Source organism: Pseudoalteromonas peptidolytica (genome assembly GCF_012641745.1).
Lineage (GTDB): Bacteria > Pseudomonadota > Gammaproteobacteria > Enterobacterales > Alteromonadaceae > Pseudoalteromonas > Pseudoalteromonas peptidolytica.
The window spans coordinates 157477-176305 of record NZ_WEHZ01000001.1 but is presented as its reverse complement, the minus strand read 5'-3'; the positions used below and the strand labels follow the sequence as shown (position 1 = coordinate 176305).

Here is an 18829-nt window from a genome sequence, read left to right as displayed (position 1 = left end):
AACAAGAGGTTAGCTTTTGCTTACTCAAACCTTAGTTGCTGTAAATTTATTGCTTAATGCTGCTAGCGGTGACGAATCCCATACAACAAAGCCAAAAAACACAATAGTGTATAAAGTTAAATTGTAATCAAGGGAAATTAATATCACCCCATTAAAAACAACAACTTGTAAAAAATAAAAGTAAAAATTGTAAAAACACAAGCTTAAAACCAAAAACAAAACTAATGATTCAAAAGCAATTATAATCCAAAAGTAGCACCGATTTGAATTACACGTCATTACACGTACGTTTGGAATTTAACCAAAAACAATACTTTGAGCGTAAAGATTAAAAAAGGGGCAATGAAAAGGAATGAGATACTAGAAAGTAAGGTAGGAATGAAATGGTCAAAGTTATTCAATGGGTGAACTTAACCGTGTTGCACCCATATAAACATCAAAAAATTAACAAGCAGGTTTTAAGGTTAACTTCCTGTTGTTATAATAGGTAATTAATTCATCGACTGTTTGCTGACAATATTCGCGGATCCCAGAAACCAGCATATGCTTTTCCCCAAAACCTACTTTTGTACCATTTGCGGTTAGGTTAAAGCGTAAATTGATTTTTCCACGCTTGCCATCATAGCTAAACTCAGGTTTGTCAGCCTCAAGTGATACTTCACTGACTGAGATATCATCCATTTGAATGCTCATAGATTCGTAGATAACCATAGGTCTTGCGGGGTTTATCATTACCTCTTGCTCACCCATCAATGGAATGATCACATGTGGGAAGGTAGTTCCAGAAAATTCAACATAATTTGTAGTTAAACTATCGATAAGCGATGAGCATGTACTTGTCTCCCCTTTGCGTGTTACAGAGAGCATTACTTTGTCGTTTGCCATAATATCAAACTGCGCACCGCCCTCGGGGAAAGTAAGAACGGTTGTTTCATCAACCATTCCTACAAAGCTAAACTGCATACTTTCACTCAAGCCATAGTGTTTAAGTACTAATGAGAAAAGTAGATCCCCTGGCACACAGAACTTTTTTGCATCTACATCATGTAATGGGTTGTAATCGTCCGCAACGCCCTTGGCAAATGAGCTGCCTTGCTCTCTGGTAATGGTGATCTGATTTGCCTGTTGTTGATAATACGGCTCTAACATCGTTACTTTTCTCTAACCTAGATAATAAAATTGCGCCATATTACCAGAATTTTTAGCACTAGAGGTCGAATCTGTTTCGGATATTCTGTTGCGAAATATTACAACAAACTATTCAGCGGCTCAGCGCCCCAAGTAAGCAGTAACAGCACCGACAATATTATAAAAATAAAATAAGCGACAATACCTGACTTCATTTTTGGCGCAACAGCAGCATTTTCTTGCTTGCCTGTTAGCAGTGTTTTAACTAAATTCTGACCTTTCAAGCGGTACATTACAATCGCCACGATATGAATAGCAATCGCCGCGAGCAATATGTCAATATTGATGTGATGGATGTCACCTGCAATCTCAACTAAATCGTAAGAAACATACTGGGCGAGTGGACCTTCCACCAAAATATCATCTGTCGTCATTAATCCAGACCCCAGCTGCACAATAATCAAGACAAAAAACACCAGTACCATTTGGCTGCCAGCCGGGTTGTGGCCAACATGACTTTTACTGGACTTGATGGCACTCACTATGGCTTTTGGTGAATGAAATAACGCGCTAAGTTTTGCCGTTTGGCTGCCAAATAGCCCCCAAATAAGTCGAGTAGCCATTAACGCCAGTAACAAATAACCTGTAACAAAGTGAAGCTCCATCATACCTTCTTCACCCGTGATATATAAAGTAACCAACCCAACCACAAGCAGCCAATGAAAACCTCGGATGAACCCGTCCCACACTTTAGTCATAACGTATTAGCCCCAATAATCAAAACTACCGCTATGATGACAGGTTCTAAAACGCAGTACAAAAACTTATCGTTAAAACGCGCTTGATTGATACATCTATACTATTTATGAAATTGTTAGCTGTGACTTTATTCAAATGAATGACGACGTCAAGCTGGCTATAGCCTACGAAAGTGCGCGAGAATATAAACCTAAAAGATAAATAACAGCGAATGTTCTATAGTAAGTAGAAATAGGTGTTATCACATTGGGGTAATGATGAAATATATGCTGATGTTGCTACTCATACTTAGTGGTAGCTGTAATGCAAAAATTCTCCTACTCTCTATTGAACCTGATGATGAATTTCGACTTTTTTCAAAAAAATCGAATAACCTAGAGTCAGATACAAACAACCTGCTACTCAATCAGTTTGGTCGCGATTTTTTTGATTTTAAAATAGTCACGCCGAGCGAGCTAAATCAGTTACTTGCCAGTGACCAAGCAGTATGTGCTGTATCACGACTTAAAACGCCAAGCCGACAGCAAACTTTTTTGTTCACTATTCCTATTCATTTGTATCCCAGTCACCGCCTCTACTACTTTAAGCAAAGCACGCCCATCGATGCCAGCTTAATTAATAGCACAGGCAAACTAAAGTCATTGAATAGCTTAATGGTATTCTACCCTGATAAAACCATTATTCGAGAGATCGGCAAATCGTATGGTACAGCTATTGATGCTGCATTATCTGAACTAGCACCACACAATGTCTCAGTCCAGCCATACAAAACATCGGCGGATACTATTATTAAGGAGTTTAGTTCAGGTAAGGTTGACTTTATATTAGCCTACCCCACAGTATTTCAAAATAGTTTCCCTAAAGATAAAGCACACTTGATAGGCTCTTTACCTCTTGCGAATAATCTCTCTCATCTAGAAGGCCATATAGCCTGCAGTCACACCCGCGAAACACAGGCATTTATAAAACAAGCGAACGCCATGATACGGGCGCTTTACCCTACCAAGCTTTATATTACGACGCACTTAAAATACCTACCAAAACCAGATCATCTACTGATCACTCGCAGACTTGCAATGTTGAGCACCAAATACAAACCCATCCAGCCATAATGACGATTAACTCAATGTAAGATAGTCATTGGCATTTGAGATTGCCCACTTGCAATATTGAGAATTTGCCGATAAATTAGGTCGCACACGATTAAATCACAAGAGATTAATATGGCTAATTTATATCAGTTTGAAGCAAACACACTCCAAGGTAAGACATTTTCATTTACGGACTTACAGGACAAAGTCGTACTAATAGTCAATACCGCCAGTGAATGCGGCTTAACTCCACAATACGAAGGCCTACAACAGTTACATCAACAGTATGCCGAGCAAGGCTTAGTGATTATTGGATTTCCTTGTAATCAATTTGGGAAACAAGAGCCAGGCGATGCAAAGCAAATTCAAGAAGGTTGCCTGATCAACTATGGTGTTGACTTTCAAATGATGGAAAAAATAGAAGTTAATGGCGATAACGCACATCCGCTTTATCAGTATCTAAAATCTATATTACCTGGAATGTTTGGTAACAAAATAAAATGGAACTTCACCAAATTTTTATTCGATAAACAAGGCCAACCCGTAAAGCGCTACGCACCAATAACAAAACCGGCACAAATTGCACAAGACATTGAAGAGCTGCTGCGTTAAATGAGTAAATCCAACCCTCAGCTCAACCTTGATAACCAGCTTTGCTTCAAGCTTTATAACGCGTCGAGACAAGTTACAAGGCTCTATCAGCCGCTACTCAAAGAAGTTGGGCTCACTTACCCGCAATATATAGTGCTACTTATTCTGTGGGAGCAAGACGGACAACTAGTGAAAGAAATCGGCAAGCGAGCGGGGCTGAATAGCAACACACTCACCCCTTTGCTGAAAAGGCTTGAGCAGCATGGAATAGTCTCACGGAACAAAACACCGGATGATGAACGACACACAATTATTCACTTAACTAAAGCTGGAAAAGAACTAGAACAATCCTGCGCCTGCATTCCAGCCCAAATGTTGGAAAAGTCAGGGTTAAGCATGGAGCAAATGCAGCTGCTAAAAAGCGCACTCGATTTGTTGCAATGATCTAGACTTAGCGTCAAACCAAGACCTAAATCAAAAAATGAAAATAAAAAGACATCAATATTACAGCATTTTCGACTGCTTTACGTTAAAATATTCGGTTATACCAGTTACGCAAGTTCCTGTGACTTGCGAATAATTGTAGTTGGTATCAATTGGCAGCAGTTGCTGCTTACCACCATCACACGGGCTTCCTAACGGGGTATTTATGTCAGATAAGTGCTATATCACAGCGCAACAATTGCTAGAAGATTCATTTCGCTTAGCCGCTAAAGTTTATGAAGATGGGTTTAGACCTGACTTTATTATTGGTATTTGGCGTGGTGGTGCGCCTATTGGTATTGCAGTGCAAGAATTCTACGACTATAAAGGCATCGAAACCGATCACATTGCAGTGCGTACTTCCTCTTACTATGGCATTGGCAAGCAATCGAAAGAAATCAAAGTACATGGCTTGCACTATATAGTCGAAAATGCGAATGCTGACGACTCATTACTGATTGTTGATGATGTCTTTGATTCTGGTCGCAGTATTTTCGCATTAAAGGAAAAACTTGAAGAGCTAATGCGGTTAAACTTACCGCGAGATATTCGCGTAGCTTGTCCATACTACAAGCCTGCGAATAAGAAGGTGCCCATGACACCAGATTACTTTATTCATGAGTCTGATGAATGGCTAGTATTTCCTCATGAGCTTTCGGGGTTAACCCCTGAAGAGTTAATCGAGGGTAAGTCAGATCTCGCTAATATTAAGCACTTGTTCGCTAAGTAGTTTAATATAAAAGCAATGAGGGCGAGTGTTACTCGCCCTTTTTATTAACCTAAACTTCCGATAATCTATTGTATTTTGGCTATGATCCCCATCAAGCCTGCGCAAAGCTATCTACAAACGCTTCAAGCGTATCAATGTCTACTGGTTTTAATCCTTCACTACTGCGCACTATAAGTCCTTTTTCTACTAATTCACTCACCACTCGACGGTAAGCACGCTCGGTAGTAGCAAATCGTTCAGCTTCGGCGCTAACCGTTGAGTAGGCTCGTAATAGTGTCGGATTAGAGTTTTCCGCGCGCAACAAACAATCTTTAGCAATGTTATAGCTCAAAGGTAATAATAATTTGTCTAAGTTTATCTTCTGATTTTCGGTGAATTTTGCCGCAATGGTTTGTGCTGTGTACAAGCTCAGCTCAGGTTGCTCAAGCAGTAACTTTCGCCAGTATTTTAGCTCGATTAGGTGATATGTCACATCACTCAAACACGTTACCGTGTAAATACAAGGCTGATGATTCAGTGCCTCAATTTCCCCAATCAAAGTATTGTTACAATCTAGTTGGCCAAGCAACAAACGACGACCGTTACCGACATCATAACTAAAAGATACAGTTCCACTGGTGACTAATATAAGCTTACTCAGCGGCTCGTCTTGGTGGATCAAGACTTCCTTTTTACTGTGTTGAAAACTGTTACCAGCAAAAGCGAGTAACTGTTCGACCAAATTGGTTGAAAAATGATATTGAAACATCTAGATGGCTCTTCGGACAAATGTCCTATTTATTAAACTATAATGACGTTAGCATGAATTTTTAAGTTTTACGCTAACTCACACTGTTTAAGTAGTATCACATTACATCGCTGCGCGAATTTATTGCATGATATTACCTTTAAACCCCCACTTCCCGTGTTAGAGCTAAGTGATTGGTGCTAATTTCTAGGGGTTTGTGGGTTAGCCTTTTTATACCAATTTGCTTAATTAAGTGACCTACTGTGAGGCGAGAAAATCTTGTCGATAACAAGGCAAAAATTTTACTTTTTAGAGGTTCTAAAGTAAAAAATTTTGAACGCCGTTAGCGCCTGATTGACTCCTTCATATTGAGCAAGTATTAAGACTAATCGATATTATTCTGCACGAGACACAAATTCGAGCATAAACTATATGCTAACGCAACTTAGGGGAGAGAACAAATGAGTTGGGAATATTTAGGCTATTTAGCCTCTGCTTTTTTGGTCTTATCTTTAATGATGAGTGATGTGACCAAGTTGCGTTGGTTTAATTTGATCGGCTGTATTTGTTTTACTGCCTACGGCGCACTTATTCAAGCGTGGCCGGTGGCATTAACGAATGGCTTACTGGCTCTCGTTAACACCTACCACTTGGTAAAACTGCAAAAGCGCTAACGCTGGTATTTTAATTCACCCGCAATCCACGTTTGCTCAACTTGAATATCGTCAATAACATCGTCGTTTACGGTAAAATAATCTTGGTCAATAAGAATAAAATCAGCCCATTTACCTTGCTCTAAACTCCCCAATTTATACTCTTGAAATGCACTATAGGCAGCATCTAAGGTAAACGCTCGTAGTGCTTGCACCTTGGTGAGCTTTTCAGCCGGACGCCAGCCTTGTTCGGGTAAGTTCTGGTGATCTTGTCTGGTAATAGCAGCATGTAAACCATGAAATGGGTTAGCCAATTCAACGGGGAAGTCAGATCCAGCAGCTACTCTACTGCCCTGCTTCAAAAATGTTTGCCAAGCATACGCTCCTCGAAGCTGCTTATCATCTAAGCGTTTTTCTGCCATGTGCATATCCGATGTTGCATGCACAGGCTGCATCGAGGGGATAATATCCAAGGTTTTAAAACGTGGTATATCATCAGGGTGAACAATTTGTGCGTGCTCAATCCGATTTCTCAGTAGTCTCCCGCCCACTTTAGTAAACACATTTTTATAAGCATCAAGTACGATACGATTCGCTCTGTCACCAATAGCATGGGTATGTGCACTGTATCCATGACGGATACTTTGTACTATCAGAGATTCAAGCGTGGATTGGTTTTCAAGCATCAGCCCGCGATGACCTTTACGATCATGATAGTCACCAATTAATGCAGCACCTCGGCTACCCAGTGCGCCATCAGCATAGATTTTCACACTGCGGATAGATAATTGATCTTGGGTGTCTTTGATTATCCCTGCCCCCAACATTTCACCCAGTTTAGGTGAGCTGGCGCTGAGCATCGCATAGACGCGAAGCGGCATAGTGCGCTGTTTTGCTCGAGCTTGGTAAACCTGCCATGTGGTGTGGTCAATTCCTGTATCATGCGCTGATGTGATCCCAAGACTCAACAAGTGCTCTGCGGCTTTATCTAAAGCTAAGTTCACTTGTTCTTGAGACAGTGTTGGGACTTGGCGACGAACTAGCTCCTCAGCTTTATCGATAAAGATACCACTCGGCTGCCCAGTGCTAAGCTTTATGATTTCTCCCCCTTCAGGAGTTTGGGTTGCACTTGAAATATTGGCTAGCTCCATTGCTTTAGTATTGACCCAAATCGCATGACCATCGACTCGAGTTAACATGACGGGTTTATCTTTAACGTACTTATCTAAGTCCGCTGCGGTTGGAAATTGCCCACCGGGCCATAAAGTTTGATCCCATCCACGGCCTATTATCCATGCCCCTTTATGTGTTTTAGCGTAAGCAGTGAGCCGTTTACCTATTTCAGCAATGGAACTGCTACCACGTACATCGAGGGTCAGCAAATTGTTACCTAACCCTATAATGTGCCCGTGCGCATCAATTAATCCTGGTAATAAAGTTTTGCCTTCACCATTAAACTTTATTGCATTGGGGTATTGTTCACTGAGGTCCTTTTCGCTGGTTTTAACGACCTTTCCATCTTTTATCACTAACGAGGAAAACCGCGTAACTGCTTGTGATTTAGTTGGCGTGTAGCCATTTACATTATGTATAACCGTGACTTGTGCTGTTGCACAGAGGCTAAAAACAGCCAAAAGCGCGAGGAATGTTTTTTTCATTTTCGTGTCCTTCACTGAGAATTTTTATACCAATTCTCTTAATTAAATCGTCTATTTTGAGGCGAGAAAGTCTTGTCGACAACACCGCTTCCGCGTCCTGTAGGCAAGGAAAAACCTTGCTATTTAGTAGTTCTAAATAAGAAGTTCTTAACGCAGTTAGTATTAGATATACGCCTTCAAATTGACCTAGAATTAAGGTTAATTAGTATTATTCAGCATAAGCATCTACAGGACTAAAGCCAAGCCTTTGCGTTAATTGTATACTTAACTTTATTACCTTAAGTTTGTTAACGTTGCGAAATAGGGAACCATAGTAGTGAAATTATTTATTGTCTATCTCGGTGGTCGTATCAAAGGTTGCCATATCGAAATGCACGATGTTCGGTTTGTTGCCGCAAACTCGATTGAAGAAGCATACCCTAAGCTAAAACAGCAATGGGTTGGTGATAAAAACGCTGTACACATGGATAGCTACACAATTATAGAGCATGCTGATGGTTATGCCGTAGAGCTTACTGAAGCGGCTGTGCAACAAGCTGAACATTTGTATTTTGTTAATTTAGGCGGGTATAAGCCGAATAGTTTAGCGGAGGCACACGACTTTGGCTTGTTTGTTGCCACAAGTGCTGATGAAGCAAAAACAAAAGCAAAGGCACGCCTACTGGCTGGATTTAGCCATATTCATAAGGATGATTTGCATGAAGTCGATGATTGTTTTGCTATTGATTTGTTCGACCAAAACTTAAATATAAAACTCACCCACAGCGGCCAAAGCACTCCCCTTACACCAATTTGGTTTGGCTACCACCCGCTATAATCGTGTATGTAGGTCACATTTTTAATCGCAGCGCTAACCCTCGTTATTTTCGTCGTTATCCGCTTTAATAGCGATTTTTATCGCGATAATAACGACGGCAAACATTAGAAAAGGTAGCGCTGCAAGAGAGTATTCAACTAAATGGCTATCTTTGTAACTAGGCTGAAGAATAAAATGGCCGCCAACACACATCACGATTACCACAAAAAGTAGTGGTAACATCATAATCTCTTTGTTCTTCTTGTGTTTTTTCATTGTGAACTCAGCTAGTTATTCTTTCGTTGCATGACATTACTCTCTCACACACAGTGTAAAAAAGCTTTGATCGAAATCAGTGCTGCCAATTATACCAATTTGCCTAAAGTTAGAAATAAAATTCGCGTATTTATCACTTGGGAGCGCCCAATGTCCGTGGTATAAAAGCAGGTATTGCTGAAAACGTAGTCAACTAACCATGACCAAAAATAACAAACAAATCATAGTGATCAAACTTGGTACTAGTGTATTAACTGCAGGCAGCCAAACACTCAACAAGCCAAGACTGGTAGAACTGGTAAGACAGTGTGTTACATTACGAGAAGCAGGCCATCAGATCATTATTGTGTCGAGTGGAGCAGTTGCGGCAGGTCGTGGTGTGTTGTCGCAACAAGTTGGGCATTCACTGGCAGAAAAGCAAATGCTTGCAGCGATAGGCCAAGGCCAGTTAATCCACTTGTGGCAGTCACTTTTTGGTATTTATGATGTCAATGTCGCGCAAATGTTGCTCACCCGGGCAGATTTAGAGCACCGTGGACGCTATTTAACCGCAAGGGATATGCTCACTAAATTATTAGAGCATCACGTTATACCTATCATTAATGAAAATGATGCGGTAGCAACATCAGAAATAAAGGTCGGTGATAACGATAACTTATCTGCCTACGTTGCCATTTTAGCCAATGCCGATAAGCTGGTGCTGTTAACCGATCAGCATGGACTTTTCACCGCAGATCCCCGCGCTAACCCTGAAGCTAAGCTCATCGAGCAAGTAACCCAGATAAACGATGAGCTAAGAGCACTGGCGGGAGATAGCGGCACTCAACTTGGTACTGGCGGTATGGCCACGAAATTACAAGCTGCTGATATTGCACAGCGAGCCGGTGTTGATGTAGTAATTGCTAAGGGTAGCGAATATGACATTATCCCTCAGGTACTATCGCAGACTGCCCCCGCTACCACCTTTTTGAAATTTGATGCGCCTGTGGGTGGGCGCAAACGTTGGCTACTGTCGGGTCCCAAATCATCAGGTCGCATTATTTGTGATACCGGTGCTATCAAGGCGGTGTGCCATCAAGGCGCAAGTTTACTCGCAAAAGGCATTGTTGCCGTTGAAGGTCAGTTTCAACGTGGTGAATTGATCCAAGTCTTTTGTCAAAATGGTAAGCTTCAAGCGCAAGGCTTGACCAACTTAGACAGTCAAGCCCTGAGTCTCGTGCTTGGCTGTCATAGTAACGAATTTTCACAGCGCTTGGGGTTTAAGACCGAAGAGGAGATCATTCATCGCGACAACATGGTGATTTTGACATAAAAGGAAGCCAATAAAAGCATCAATATCGCTGAAATTTTGGCTGGTTGTTCTACACTTAGCAGGTATTAATGCAATCACGAGGCTACTTATGTCAACTAGCTATTCACCATGTGGTCATGAACTTACTGTACAGCTCTTGGCACAAAAAAGTGAGTCGCAACTAGCACAAGCGTTGGAACATATTGTCGCCGATGCCTGTGAAACCCATTATGCTTTTTACTTTAGTAAAAGCCTCAGTGCAAATGAAATACCTAAACCCCTATTTGTAAGCCATCGCGATGTCTGCCTTAGCATCGATTCAACAACCTCAGTGCTGAACAAAACCAATAAAATAGAGGGAGATAAACACCTTATTCAACATGGCGGTGATAGTATCATACCGCTATGGCATCACACCGAATTAGTCGGTTTCTTGTATGTTAAAGGTCAACTTAACTTTACCTTGGCGACTCTATTAAAGCACTTACTCAATGTCTTTATTCATCAAATGGCAACGTTACATTTTGCTCGAATCGACCCACTTTCACAATTATTAAACCGCCAAACCTTTGATGAGAAAGTAATTGAAATAACCAATGGAGAAGGTTTTACGGTCTGCCGAGAAGCCAGTGATGAGCGCAAGTGGTACTTAGCCATGATCGATATTGATCATTTCAAACAAGTTAATGACAACTTTGGCCATGTTATTGGCGACGAAGTTATTTTGTTAGTAGCACAAATTATTAAGGCGAATTTCAGAACCGAGGATTATACCTTTCGTTACGGCGGTGAGGAGTTTTCGATACTCTTTCAAAGCTTTGATGATGATGCTGCGCTTATAGCACTAGAAAGGCTCAGAGAGCATATTGCCACCAGCCGCTTCCCGCAGGTCGAACACGTCTCCGTGAGTATTGGCTTTACAGAAGTAGTTGACACACTGCAAGTGTCAGAGCAAGTACACAAAGCCGATCAAGCGCTTTATTACTCTAAAGACAATGGTCGTAATCGAGTGACTAACTACCTCTCATTAGGATTATCTGAGTCACACTACGAATGTGCAGAAATCGAGTTGTTTTAACTCGTATTATATATAGCGTTCAAAGAATATGCTAAACTCCCCTGCCTAATTTATACCAATTATCTTAATTAACCTGAGCTGCGGATAATTAATGCCTTTCTAGCAGCCAGTTTTAGCGCTAATTGGTATTATTGGTACTACTTTAAGCAACAGGTTTGGGAAAAGTTATGCAATTTGTGAGATGGTTTTTAGGACGTCTAATTTTACTTTTTGATTTTATTTTTACCCCACGCAGTAAAAAGCGTGCCGCAGAGCAGCAGCAAAAGCTAGATGCAATGACAGCAAATTTAAAGCTATATCAGTTTAAAGCTTGCCCATTTTGTGTCAAAGTCCGCCGTGCAGCCAAGCGTGAAGGGCTGAAGCTAGAAACTCGAGATGCTAAAAACGATGAACAGTACCGCCAAGAGTTACTTGAGCAAGGCGGAAAAATTAAAGTACCTTGTTTACGTATTGAAGAGCAAAACAAAGTCACGTGGTTATACGAGTCTAATGACATTGTTGCCTACTTAGAAAAGCTGGAAAAAGCAGCTTAAATTGCGCACCTCGCTTTGCGCCAATCGGGCGCTATGCTAGCATAGCCCCATCAATCGACTAATCCATTTTAAGAGAATTTTGATGACTATCCGTACTCGTGTCGCACCCTCTCCTACGGGTGATCCGCATTTAGGAACGGCTTATATTGCCTTATTCAACTATTGTTTTGCCAAGCAACAAGGCGGCGAATTTGTACTACGTATTGAAGATACCGATCAGGTGCGCAGTACTGTTGAGTCTGAGCAAGCTATCATGGACAGCCTGCGCTGGTTAGGACTTGACTGGGATCATGGTCCGGATGTCGGTGGCGAGTTTGGCCCATATCGTCAATCAGAACGTTCTGAACTGTATAAAAAGTTTGCCCATCAACTCGTTGATGAAGGCAAAGCATTCTATTGTTTTGCAACGGCTGAAGAATTAGATGAGATGCGTGAAGCGCAGATGGCAGAGGGGTTACGCCCTAAATATGACGGCCGTGGTTTACGCCTATCTGAAGAAGAAGTAAAGGCAAATCTAGAAGCGGGCAAACCGTACGTTATTCGTATGAAGATCCCAGAAGAAGGTACCTTCAAGTTTAACGATTACCTACGCGGCGAAATAGAGATCCCTTGGGAAAACGTAGACATGCAAGTATTGTTGAAAGCTGATGGCTTCCCAACTTACTTCCTTGCTAACGTAGTCGATGACCACCACATGGAAATAAGCCATATCTTCCGTGGAGAGGAATGGATTAACTCAGCACCTAAGCTATTAAAGCTATACGAAGATTTCGGCTGGCAAGCACCAGTACTTGGTCACCTACCGCTACTGCGTAACCCTGATAAGTCAAAATTATCAAAGCGTAAAAACCCAACTTCAATTAACTACTATAAAGAAATGGGTTTCTTGCCAGAAGCACTGCTTAACTATTTAGGCCGTATGGGTTGGTCAATGCCTGATGAGCGTGAAAAGTTTACCCTAGCTGAGATGATTGAGCACTTTGACATGAAGCGTGTGTCACTTGGTGGGCCTATTTTTGATATTGATAAGCTAAACTGGTTAAATGGACTTTGGATCCGTGAAAATTTAACTGATGCCGAGCTGATCCAGCGTTTTGTTGATTGGAAGTTCAATGGCGATATGTTAGCCCGAGTACTACCTGAAGCCAAAGCGCGTATTAACACCTTGTCTGACTTAGTTGGCCTAGCTGGTCACTTTGTTGGCGGTATACCTGAGTACGACCCAGCGTTATTAACAGCGGGTAAAGCGGACGAGGAAGTCGTTCGTCAGGCACTTCAATTCTTTATTTGGGAACTGGAAAAGCTGCGTACTTGGAATAAGTCTGAGATTTTCGCTATTGCAAAATCAGTGGCTACACATCATGAGCTTAAGATAAAAGAGTTCTTAGAGCCTATTTTTGTTGCTATTACAGGCAAAACATCATCAACCTCAGTAGTTGATGCAATGGAAGTGTTAGGCTCTGACCTTTCTCGTGCGCGCTTAAGAGTAGCGCTTGAGCATGTTGGTGTTTCTAAAAAGCAAGCTAAAAAGCTTGAAAAAGCATATCGAGAATATCCATCGATTGCGTAGTGCAATATTGCATAAAAAAGCCGCTCATGTAGCGGCTTTTTCTTTGCTTCGACTTAGACAGCTGAGTTTACGCTCAGGAAAGGCAGTACTTTTACTATTGTTCGCTGTCTGGGTTTGCGCTTTCTTCAGTTAAATCAGCACTACTTTTCTCTAAATCGTAACTGTCAACACGCTGTAAGCCTCGCGGTAGCTTGTTGCCTCGTCGTCCGCGCTCACCATAGTAATGTTCTAAGTCGCTCGGTTTAAGGGTCAACTTTCGTTTACCTGCATGTAGGGTAACGGAAACCCCCTCTGGTACCACTGCAAGCACCTTGACGAACTCTTCTCGGCTTTGCACTTTGGCACTTGGAATAGAGATGATCTTATTTCCTTTACCTTTACCAAGCTTGGGTAAGTCACGCAGTGGGAATAGCAGCATACGACCTTCACTTGAGATAGCCATACACCTATCTGTGGCAACATCAAATACCTCTATAGGTGCAATCAAGTGTGCGCCTTTCGGTACGCTTACAAATGCTTTACCATTTTTATTTTTACTGACCATATCAGCAAAGTCGCTGATAAAGCCGTAGCCACCATCTGTAGCCATTAAATATGTAGACTTCTCCTCACCCATAACGACATGCTCAAAGTTGCACCCGGGCGCAGGATTAAAGCGGCCCGTCATCGGTTCACCTTGGCTTCTAGCCGATGGCAAGCTATGTGCATCCGTCGCAAAAGCGCGGCCAGAGGTATCTAAAAATACCGCAGGCTGGTTGCTTTTACCTTTAGCGGAGGCCTTATAACTATCTCCTGAGCGGTAGTTTAGGCCTTCAGCATCAATATCATGGCCTTTAGCAACCCGTGCCCAACCTTTTTCAGACAGTACCACAGTGACCGCTTCTGATGGGATTAAATCTTTTTCACTCAGCGCTTTGGCTTCGCCTCGCTCAACGACTGGAGAGCGTCTGTCATCACCATAGAGCTCAGCCGCTTCTTGGATCTCCTTTTTCATCAGGGTTGACATGCGGCGCTCAGAACCTAAGGTTTTTTCCAGCCCATCACGCTCTTTTTCTAGCTCATCTTGCTCGCCACGGATCTTCATTTCTTCCAGCTTTGCAAGGTGGCGGAGTTTTAGGTCTAATATCGCTTCCGCTTGTTTATCTGAGAGGCCAAAACGTGAAATCAACTCTTCTTTCGGCTTGTCTTCATTACGAATGATTTCGATGACCTCATCGATATTCAAAAACGCAATCATCAAGCCTTCAAGAATATGCAAACGAGCCAGTACTTTGTCTAGGCGATACTGTAAGCGTCTGCGCACCGTTTCACGGCGGAATATTAACCACTCAGATAAGATCTGACGTAAATCTTTGACCTGTGGACGACCATCCAAACCAATCATATTCAGATTTACACGGTAGTTCTTTTCAAGATCTGTGGTGGCAAATAAATGCGCCATTAATGGCTCAACCTTAACCCGATTAGAACGCGGCACGATAACAATACGCGTCGGATTTTCATGATCTGACTCGTCACGTAAATCAGCTACCATCGGCAGCTTTTTGGCCGTCATCTGGGCAGCGATTTGCTCTAATACCTTGGCACCTGAGCACTGGTGTGGTAAAGCTGTGATCACCACTTCGCCTTGCTCTTCAGTGTACACAGCGCGCATTTTGATTGAGCCACGCCCCGTAGTGTATAGCTTCTTGATCTCTTCTTGCGGGGTAATAATTTCAGCGTCGGTTGGATAATCAGGCGCTTTCACTATTTCTAGAATTTCTTCTAGCTCAGTTTTTGGCTTATCCAATAATAAGCAACAGGCCTGTGCTACTTCACGCACATTATGTGGTGGAATATCGGTTGCCATACCAACCGCAATACCTGTAACACCATTTAGTAAAATGTGAGGTAACCGAGCAGGTAATACTTTTGGCTCATCCAAGGTGCCATCAAAGTTAGCCGTCCAATCTACTGTCCCTTGTCCTAATTCTTTTAGTAACACTTCAGAGAACTTAGACAAGCGCGCTTCGGTATAACGCATTGCGGCAAAAGACTTAGGATCGTCCGCAGCTCCCCAGTTACCTTGACCATCCACGAGCGGATAGCGGTATGAGAAAGGCTGTGCCATAAGTACCATTGCCTCATAACAAGCACTATCACCGTGTGGGTGATACTTACCGAGTACGTCACCAACAGTACGAGCTGACTTTTTATATTTAGCTTGGGCAGATAAACCCAACTCACTCATCGCATACACAATACGACGCTGTACAGGTTTTAGGCCATCACCAATATGCGGTAACGCCCTATCCATGATCACATACATGGAGTAATTCAAATAGGCGTCTTCAGTAAAACGTCCCATTGCAAGTTGTTCAATGCCTTGTAATGACAAAGCTTGAGGATCTGTCATGTTACACCTTACTTGTTGTTGTAGCTGATGCGGTAAATTGCATTGGCGTAATCATCGGAAACGAGTAGGCTACCATCGCTAAGTTCAGCTACGGCAGCAGGACGGCCATAGGTTGTTTCGTTTTCCATAAAACCACTAAGGAAAGGTTGATAACCGGTAATTTGGTCATTTTCTATTGTGGCAAGCATCACCCGATAACCTACTTTTTTGCTGCGATTCCATGAGCCGTGTTCAGCAACAAACAACTGGTTTTTCATTGCTTTTGGAAATTGCTCACCACGATAGAAATGAATGCCCAGCGGTGCAACATGCGCTTGCAACGCCAGTGCAGGCATCGTGTAGTCAGTCACGGACTTACCTTTGCCAAATTCAGGATCAAGCACGCTACCGCCGTGTACATAAGGAAAGCCAAAGTGCTGACCAATTTCATCCACGCGGTTGATTTCACAAGGTGGAATATCATCTCCCATCATGTCTCGGCCGTTGTCGCTGAACCACAACTTTCCAGTCACGGGGTGGTAGTCAAACCCCACCGTATTACGCACGCCTTTAGCAACCGTCGAAAACGCTTTCGTCTCTAGGTTTAATGAGAAGATACGACCAAATTTAGGGTCTTCAGCACAAATATTACAAGGTACACCAACAGGGATAATTAACTCCCCCTCTGGCGATACCGTGAGATACTTCCAGCCATGATGGCGTTTATCAGGTAAATCATCAAATACCACGTCCTTTACTGGGGCTTTGAGATTTTTTGCAATTTGCTTGAAACGTATAATACGCTCCACTTCGGCAACGTATAAATCACCGTCTTTTAATGCGATACCAGAGGGCATATTAAGCCCCTCTGCCACTAGGATTTTTTTGTCAGCAATACCATCACGATTATTGTCGATAAGCGCATGAACTTTACCAGCTTTGCGCGACCCGACATAAACGGTGCCGTCTTTACCTACAGCCATTTGCCTTGCATTTTCAACATCTTTGGCAAAATAGCTGACTTTATAACCGTCTGGCACCACTAGGCGTGATAGAATGTCACTTGCAAGTGCTTGTGAACTGAGCAAAACTGCGGCAAATGCACTCGTTATTGTGGTCAGTTTATATTGTTTTTTCATCTTAAACCTCTGCCTTATCTCCGTGCTGCTCAAGCCATACCTTGCGGTCGCTAGAGCGTTTTTTTGCTAACAGCATGTCCATCATTTCGAGCGTCTGCTCTGGCTCATCTAATGTCAGCTGCACCAAACGTCTAGTATTCGGATCCATGGTAGTTTCGCGTAGTTGCATTGGGTTCATTTCACCTAACCCCTTGAAGCGCTGCACGTTAACTTTACCGCGTTTCTTTTCGGCCTCGATGCGGTCTAAAATGCCCTTTTTCTCGTCTTCATCTAGGGCGTAATAAACTTCTTTACCAACATCAATACGAAACAGTGGCGGCATGGCAACAAATACATGGCCCTTGCGAACAAGCTCGGGGAAATGTTTTACAAATAAAGCACATAATAAAGTGGCGATGTGAAGTCCATCAGAGTCAGCATCCGCAAGAATACATACTTTGCCGTAGCGAAGACCAGATAAATCCTCAGAATCTGGGTCGATGCCTAATGCCACAGAAATATCATGCACTTCTTGTGACGCTAAGATCTGACCCGACTCGACTTCCCAAGTATTCAAGATTTTACCGCGTAGTGGCATGATTGCTTGAAATTCACGGTCTCTCGCTTGTTTTGCCGAGCCACCTGCTGAGTCCCCTTCCACTAAGAAGATTTCAGAGCGCTCTGTTTCACTGCCTGAGCAGTCGGTTAATTTACCGGGTAAGGCTGGACCTGAAGTGACTTTTTTACGAACGACTTTCTTTGCTGCACGCAAACGCTTTTGAGCATTACTTATACACAGCTCAGCCAGTAGCTCCGCGGTTTCTGTATGCTCATTTAGCCAGAGGCTGAAAGCATCTTTGACGATACCTGACACAAAAGTGGCACAGGAGCGCGAAGACAGCTTTTCTTTCGTTTGACCGGCAAACTGCGGATCTTGCATTTTTACCGATAAAACATAACTACAGCGATCCCACACATCATCAGGTGTCAGTTTAACACCACGCGGGATCAAGTTTCTAAATTCGCAAAACTCACGCATGGCTTCAAGCAAGCCTTGGCGCAAGCCATTTACATGCGTTCCACCTTGCGCGGTAGGGATTAAGTTTACGTAGCTCTCAGCTATAGACTCGCCACCTTCCGGTAGCCAATGAAGCGCCCAATCGACGCCTTCAGTAGAACCGCTAAAGCTCCCAGTAAAAGGAGACTTTGGTAACACTTCGTACCCTTCGGCACTGTCTTTTAGATAATCTTCTAACCCAGCTTCGTAATGCCACTCTTGTGTCTCTTTCGTTTGTTTATTCACAAAACGAATGCGCAGCCCTGGGCATAATACGGCCTTGGCTTTGAGTAAATGGTTCAGTTTGGTAAGTGAAAAGTTGGCAGAATCAAAATAGCTGGGGTCAGGCCAAAAGTGCACTGAGGTTCCAGTGTTGCGTTTACCGACGCTGCCTGTAACCCTCAAGTCTTCTACCTTATCGCCATTTTCAAATGCCATTTCATAGACTTGAGCATCGCGCTTAACGGTAATTTCAACCCGAGTCGATAACGCATTCACCACCGAGATACCAACGCCATGAAGACCGCCTGAAAATTGATAGTTTTTATTGGAAAACTTACCACCGGCATGTAACTTGGTTAATATCAACTCAACCCCAGGTACTCCCTCTTCAGGGTGAATATCAACGGGCATTCCTCGGCCATCATCAATGACCTCGAACGAGTTATCTTCATGTAGGATCACATCTATTTTAGTGGCATGCCCAGCTAAGGCTTCATCGACACTGTTATCAATAACCTCTTGACCTAAATGATTTGGTCTTGTGGTATCGGTATACATGCCGGGGCGACGTTTAACTGGCTCTAAGCCATTGAGTACCTCAATAGCTTCGGCATTATAGTTTTGCTGACTCATAGGCTAGTTCTGGTTATCTTTTTATCCGCTAGTATATGCACAACATGACGATTTACGCAGA

Annotated in this window: 18 protein-coding genes; 10 read left to right on the top strand and 8 right to left on the bottom strand. The window is 42.7% G+C overall.

Features of this window, described 5'->3' with window-relative positions; genetic code table 11:
• Nucleotides 1-444 precede the first annotated feature (444 nt).
• A complete protein-coding gene (locus F9Y84_RS00795; protein ID WP_147388804.1) occupies nt 445-1149 on the bottom strand; it encodes a DUF3581 family protein in 705 nt (234 codons plus the stop codon).
• A 98-nt stretch (nt 1150-1247) separates the two neighbouring features.
• A complete protein-coding gene (locus F9Y84_RS00790; protein WP_147388803.1) occupies nt 1248-1886 on the bottom strand; it encodes a cytochrome b/b6 domain-containing protein in 639 nt (212 codons plus the stop codon).
• 258 nt (nt 1887-2144) lie between these two features.
• Here F9Y84_RS00790 and F9Y84_RS00785 point away from each other — a divergent pair, with 258 nt between their 5' ends.
• The 4 genes from F9Y84_RS00785 to F9Y84_RS00770 all read left to right on the top strand — a co-directional run bounded on the left by F9Y84_RS00785 (nt 2145) and on the right by F9Y84_RS00770 (nt 4782).
• Nucleotides 2145-2999: a type 2 periplasmic-binding domain-containing protein gene (locus F9Y84_RS00785; protein WP_147388802.1), complete on the top strand. Its 855-nt coding sequence runs from the start codon at nt 2145-2147 to the stop codon at nt 2997-2999.
• 111 nt (nt 3000-3110) lie between these two features.
• Nucleotides 3111-3590: a glutathione peroxidase gene (locus tag F9Y84_RS00780; RefSeq protein ID WP_147388801.1), complete on the top strand. Its 480-nt coding sequence runs from the start codon at nt 3111-3113 to the stop codon at nt 3588-3590.
• The gene (locus F9Y84_RS00775) at nt 3591-4013 is read left to right on the top strand and encodes a MarR family winged helix-turn-helix transcriptional regulator (RefSeq protein ID WP_147388800.1); all 423 of its coding nucleotides are present in this window, start codon (nt 3591-3593) and stop codon (nt 4011-4013) included.
• 205 nt (nt 4014-4218) lie between these two features.
• Nucleotides 4219-4782 (top strand): phosphoribosyltransferase, encoded by a 564-nt coding sequence (locus F9Y84_RS00770; protein ID WP_125250515.1) that lies wholly within the window; start codon nt 4219-4221, stop codon nt 4780-4782.
• A 91-nt stretch (nt 4783-4873) separates the two neighbouring features.
• Here the strand turns inward: F9Y84_RS00770 and F9Y84_RS00765 are convergent, their stop codons facing one another.
• Nucleotides 4874-5530: a Crp/Fnr family transcriptional regulator gene (locus tag F9Y84_RS00765; RefSeq protein WP_128732651.1), complete on the bottom strand. Its 657-nt coding sequence runs from the start codon at nt 5528-5530 to the stop codon at nt 4874-4876.
• A gap of 440 nt (nt 5531-5970) precedes the next feature.
• On the opposite strand from F9Y84_RS00765, the gene F9Y84_RS00760 reads away from it, so the two are divergent.
• Nucleotides 5971-6183, top strand: coding sequence for a YgjV family protein (locus F9Y84_RS00760; protein WP_125250517.1), 213 nt, complete (start codon nt 5971-5973; stop codon nt 6181-6183).
• On the opposite strand, the gene F9Y84_RS00755 is transcribed toward F9Y84_RS00760, so the two are convergent.
• Entirely contained in the window at nt 6180-7820 is a 1641-nt protein-coding gene (locus F9Y84_RS00755; protein WP_147388799.1) for an amidohydrolase, read from the bottom strand. The genes F9Y84_RS00760 and F9Y84_RS00755 overlap by 4 nt on opposite strands.
• Nucleotides 7821-8136: 316 nt before the next feature.
• On the opposite strand from F9Y84_RS00755, the gene F9Y84_RS00750 reads away from it, so the two are divergent.
• Complete coding sequence (locus tag F9Y84_RS00750; protein ID WP_125250519.1) at nt 8137-8637, top strand: DUF1543 domain-containing protein; 501 nt, start codon at nt 8137-8139, stop codon at nt 8635-8637.
• Nucleotides 8638-8670: 33 nt separating this feature from the next.
• On the opposite strand, the gene F9Y84_RS00745 is transcribed toward F9Y84_RS00750, so the two are convergent.
• Nucleotides 8671-8892 carry a hypothetical protein gene (locus F9Y84_RS00745; RefSeq protein WP_125250520.1) on the bottom strand — a complete coding sequence of 74 codons (222 nt, stop codon included), beginning with the start codon at nt 8890-8892 and terminating at the stop codon, nt 8671-8673.
• A gap of 199 nt (nt 8893-9091) precedes the next feature.
• On the opposite strand from F9Y84_RS00745, the gene proB reads away from it, so the two are divergent.
• The 4 genes from proB (at nt 9092) to gltX (ending at nt 13364) form a co-directional block, all read left to right on the top strand.
• On the top strand, nt 9092-10204 hold the full coding sequence (proB, locus tag F9Y84_RS00740; RefSeq protein WP_147388798.1) for a glutamate 5-kinase: 1113 nt from the start codon (nt 9092-9094) through the stop codon (nt 10202-10204).
• An 88-nt stretch (nt 10205-10292) separates the two neighbouring features.
• Nucleotides 10293-11261, top strand: coding sequence for a GGDEF domain-containing protein (locus tag F9Y84_RS00735; protein ID WP_147388797.1), 969 nt, complete (start codon nt 10293-10295; stop codon nt 11259-11261).
• Nucleotides 11262-11428: 167 nt separating this feature from the next.
• On the top strand, nt 11429-11794 hold the full coding sequence (locus F9Y84_RS00730; protein WP_125250523.1) for a glutaredoxin family protein: 366 nt from the start codon (nt 11429-11431) through the stop codon (nt 11792-11794).
• 82 nt (nt 11795-11876) lie between these two features.
• Entirely contained in the window at nt 11877-13364 is a 1488-nt protein-coding gene (gene gltX / locus F9Y84_RS00725) for a glutamate--tRNA ligase (protein ID WP_125250524.1), read from the top strand.
• 94 nt (nt 13365-13458) lie between these two features.
• Here the strand turns inward: gltX and parC are convergent, their stop codons facing one another.
• The 3 genes from parC to parE are packed head-to-tail and all read right to left on the bottom strand — an operon-like array spanning nt 13459 to nt 18768.
• On the bottom strand, nt 13459-15759 hold the full coding sequence (gene parC, locus F9Y84_RS00720; RefSeq protein ID WP_125250525.1) for a DNA topoisomerase IV subunit A: 2301 nt from the start codon (nt 15757-15759) through the stop codon (nt 13459-13461).
• Between the two features lie 8 nt (nt 15760-15767).
• The gene (locus F9Y84_RS00715; protein ID WP_147388796.1) at nt 15768-16877 is read right to left on the bottom strand and encodes a PQQ-dependent sugar dehydrogenase; all 1110 of its coding nucleotides are present in this window, start codon (nt 16875-16877) and stop codon (nt 15768-15770) included.
• Nucleotide 16878: 1 nt separating this feature from the next.
• On the bottom strand, nt 16879-18768 hold the full coding sequence (parE, locus tag F9Y84_RS00710) for a DNA topoisomerase IV subunit B (RefSeq protein WP_125250527.1): 1890 nt from the start codon (nt 18766-18768) through the stop codon (nt 16879-16881).
• Nucleotides 18769-18829: the final 61 nt, after the last annotated feature.

Coding starts and splice junctions, on each gene's coding strand:
- F9Y84_RS00795 (WP_147388804.1), bottom strand. CDS start 1,149: ATGTTAGAGCCGTATTATCAACAACAGGCAAATCAGATCACCATTACC.
- F9Y84_RS00790 (WP_147388803.1), bottom strand. CDS start 1,886: ATGACTAAAGTGTGGGACGGGTTCATCCGAGGTTTTCATTGGCTGCTT.
- F9Y84_RS00785 (WP_147388802.1), top strand. CDS start 2,145: ATGAAATATATGCTGATGTTGCTACTCATACTTAGTGGTAGCTGTAAT.
- F9Y84_RS00780 (WP_147388801.1), top strand. CDS start 3,111: ATGGCTAATTTATATCAGTTTGAAGCAAACACACTCCAAGGTAAGACA.
- F9Y84_RS00775 (WP_147388800.1), top strand. CDS start 3,591: ATGAGTAAATCCAACCCTCAGCTCAACCTTGATAACCAGCTTTGCTTC.
- F9Y84_RS00770 (WP_125250515.1), top strand. CDS start 4,219: ATGTCAGATAAGTGCTATATCACAGCGCAACAATTGCTAGAAGATTCA.
- F9Y84_RS00765 (WP_128732651.1), bottom strand. CDS start 5,530: ATGTTTCAATATCATTTTTCAACCAATTTGGTCGAACAGTTACTCGCT.
- F9Y84_RS00760 (WP_125250517.1), top strand. CDS start 5,971: ATGAGTTGGGAATATTTAGGCTATTTAGCCTCTGCTTTTTTGGTCTTA.
- F9Y84_RS00755 (WP_147388799.1), bottom strand. CDS start 7,820: ATGAAAAAAACATTCCTCGCGCTTTTGGCTGTTTTTAGCCTCTGTGCA.
- F9Y84_RS00745 (WP_125250520.1), bottom strand. CDS start 8,892: ATGAAAAAACACAAGAAGAACAAAGAGATTATGATGTTACCACTACTT.
- proB (WP_147388798.1), top strand. CDS start 9,092: ATGACCAAAAATAACAAACAAATCATAGTGATCAAACTTGGTACTAGT.
- F9Y84_RS00735 (WP_147388797.1), top strand. CDS start 10,293: ATGTCAACTAGCTATTCACCATGTGGTCATGAACTTACTGTACAGCTC.
- F9Y84_RS00730 (WP_125250523.1), top strand. CDS start 11,429: ATGCAATTTGTGAGATGGTTTTTAGGACGTCTAATTTTACTTTTTGAT.
- gltX (WP_125250524.1), top strand. CDS start 11,877: ATGACTATCCGTACTCGTGTCGCACCCTCTCCTACGGGTGATCCGCAT.
- parC (WP_125250525.1), bottom strand. CDS start 15,759: ATGACAGATCCTCAAGCTTTGTCATTACAAGGCATTGAACAACTTGCA.
- F9Y84_RS00715 (WP_147388796.1), bottom strand. CDS start 16,877: ATGAAAAAACAATATAAACTGACCACAATAACGAGTGCATTTGCCGCA.
- parE (WP_125250527.1), bottom strand. CDS start 18,768: ATGAGTCAGCAAAACTATAATGCCGAAGCTATTGAGGTACTCAATGGC.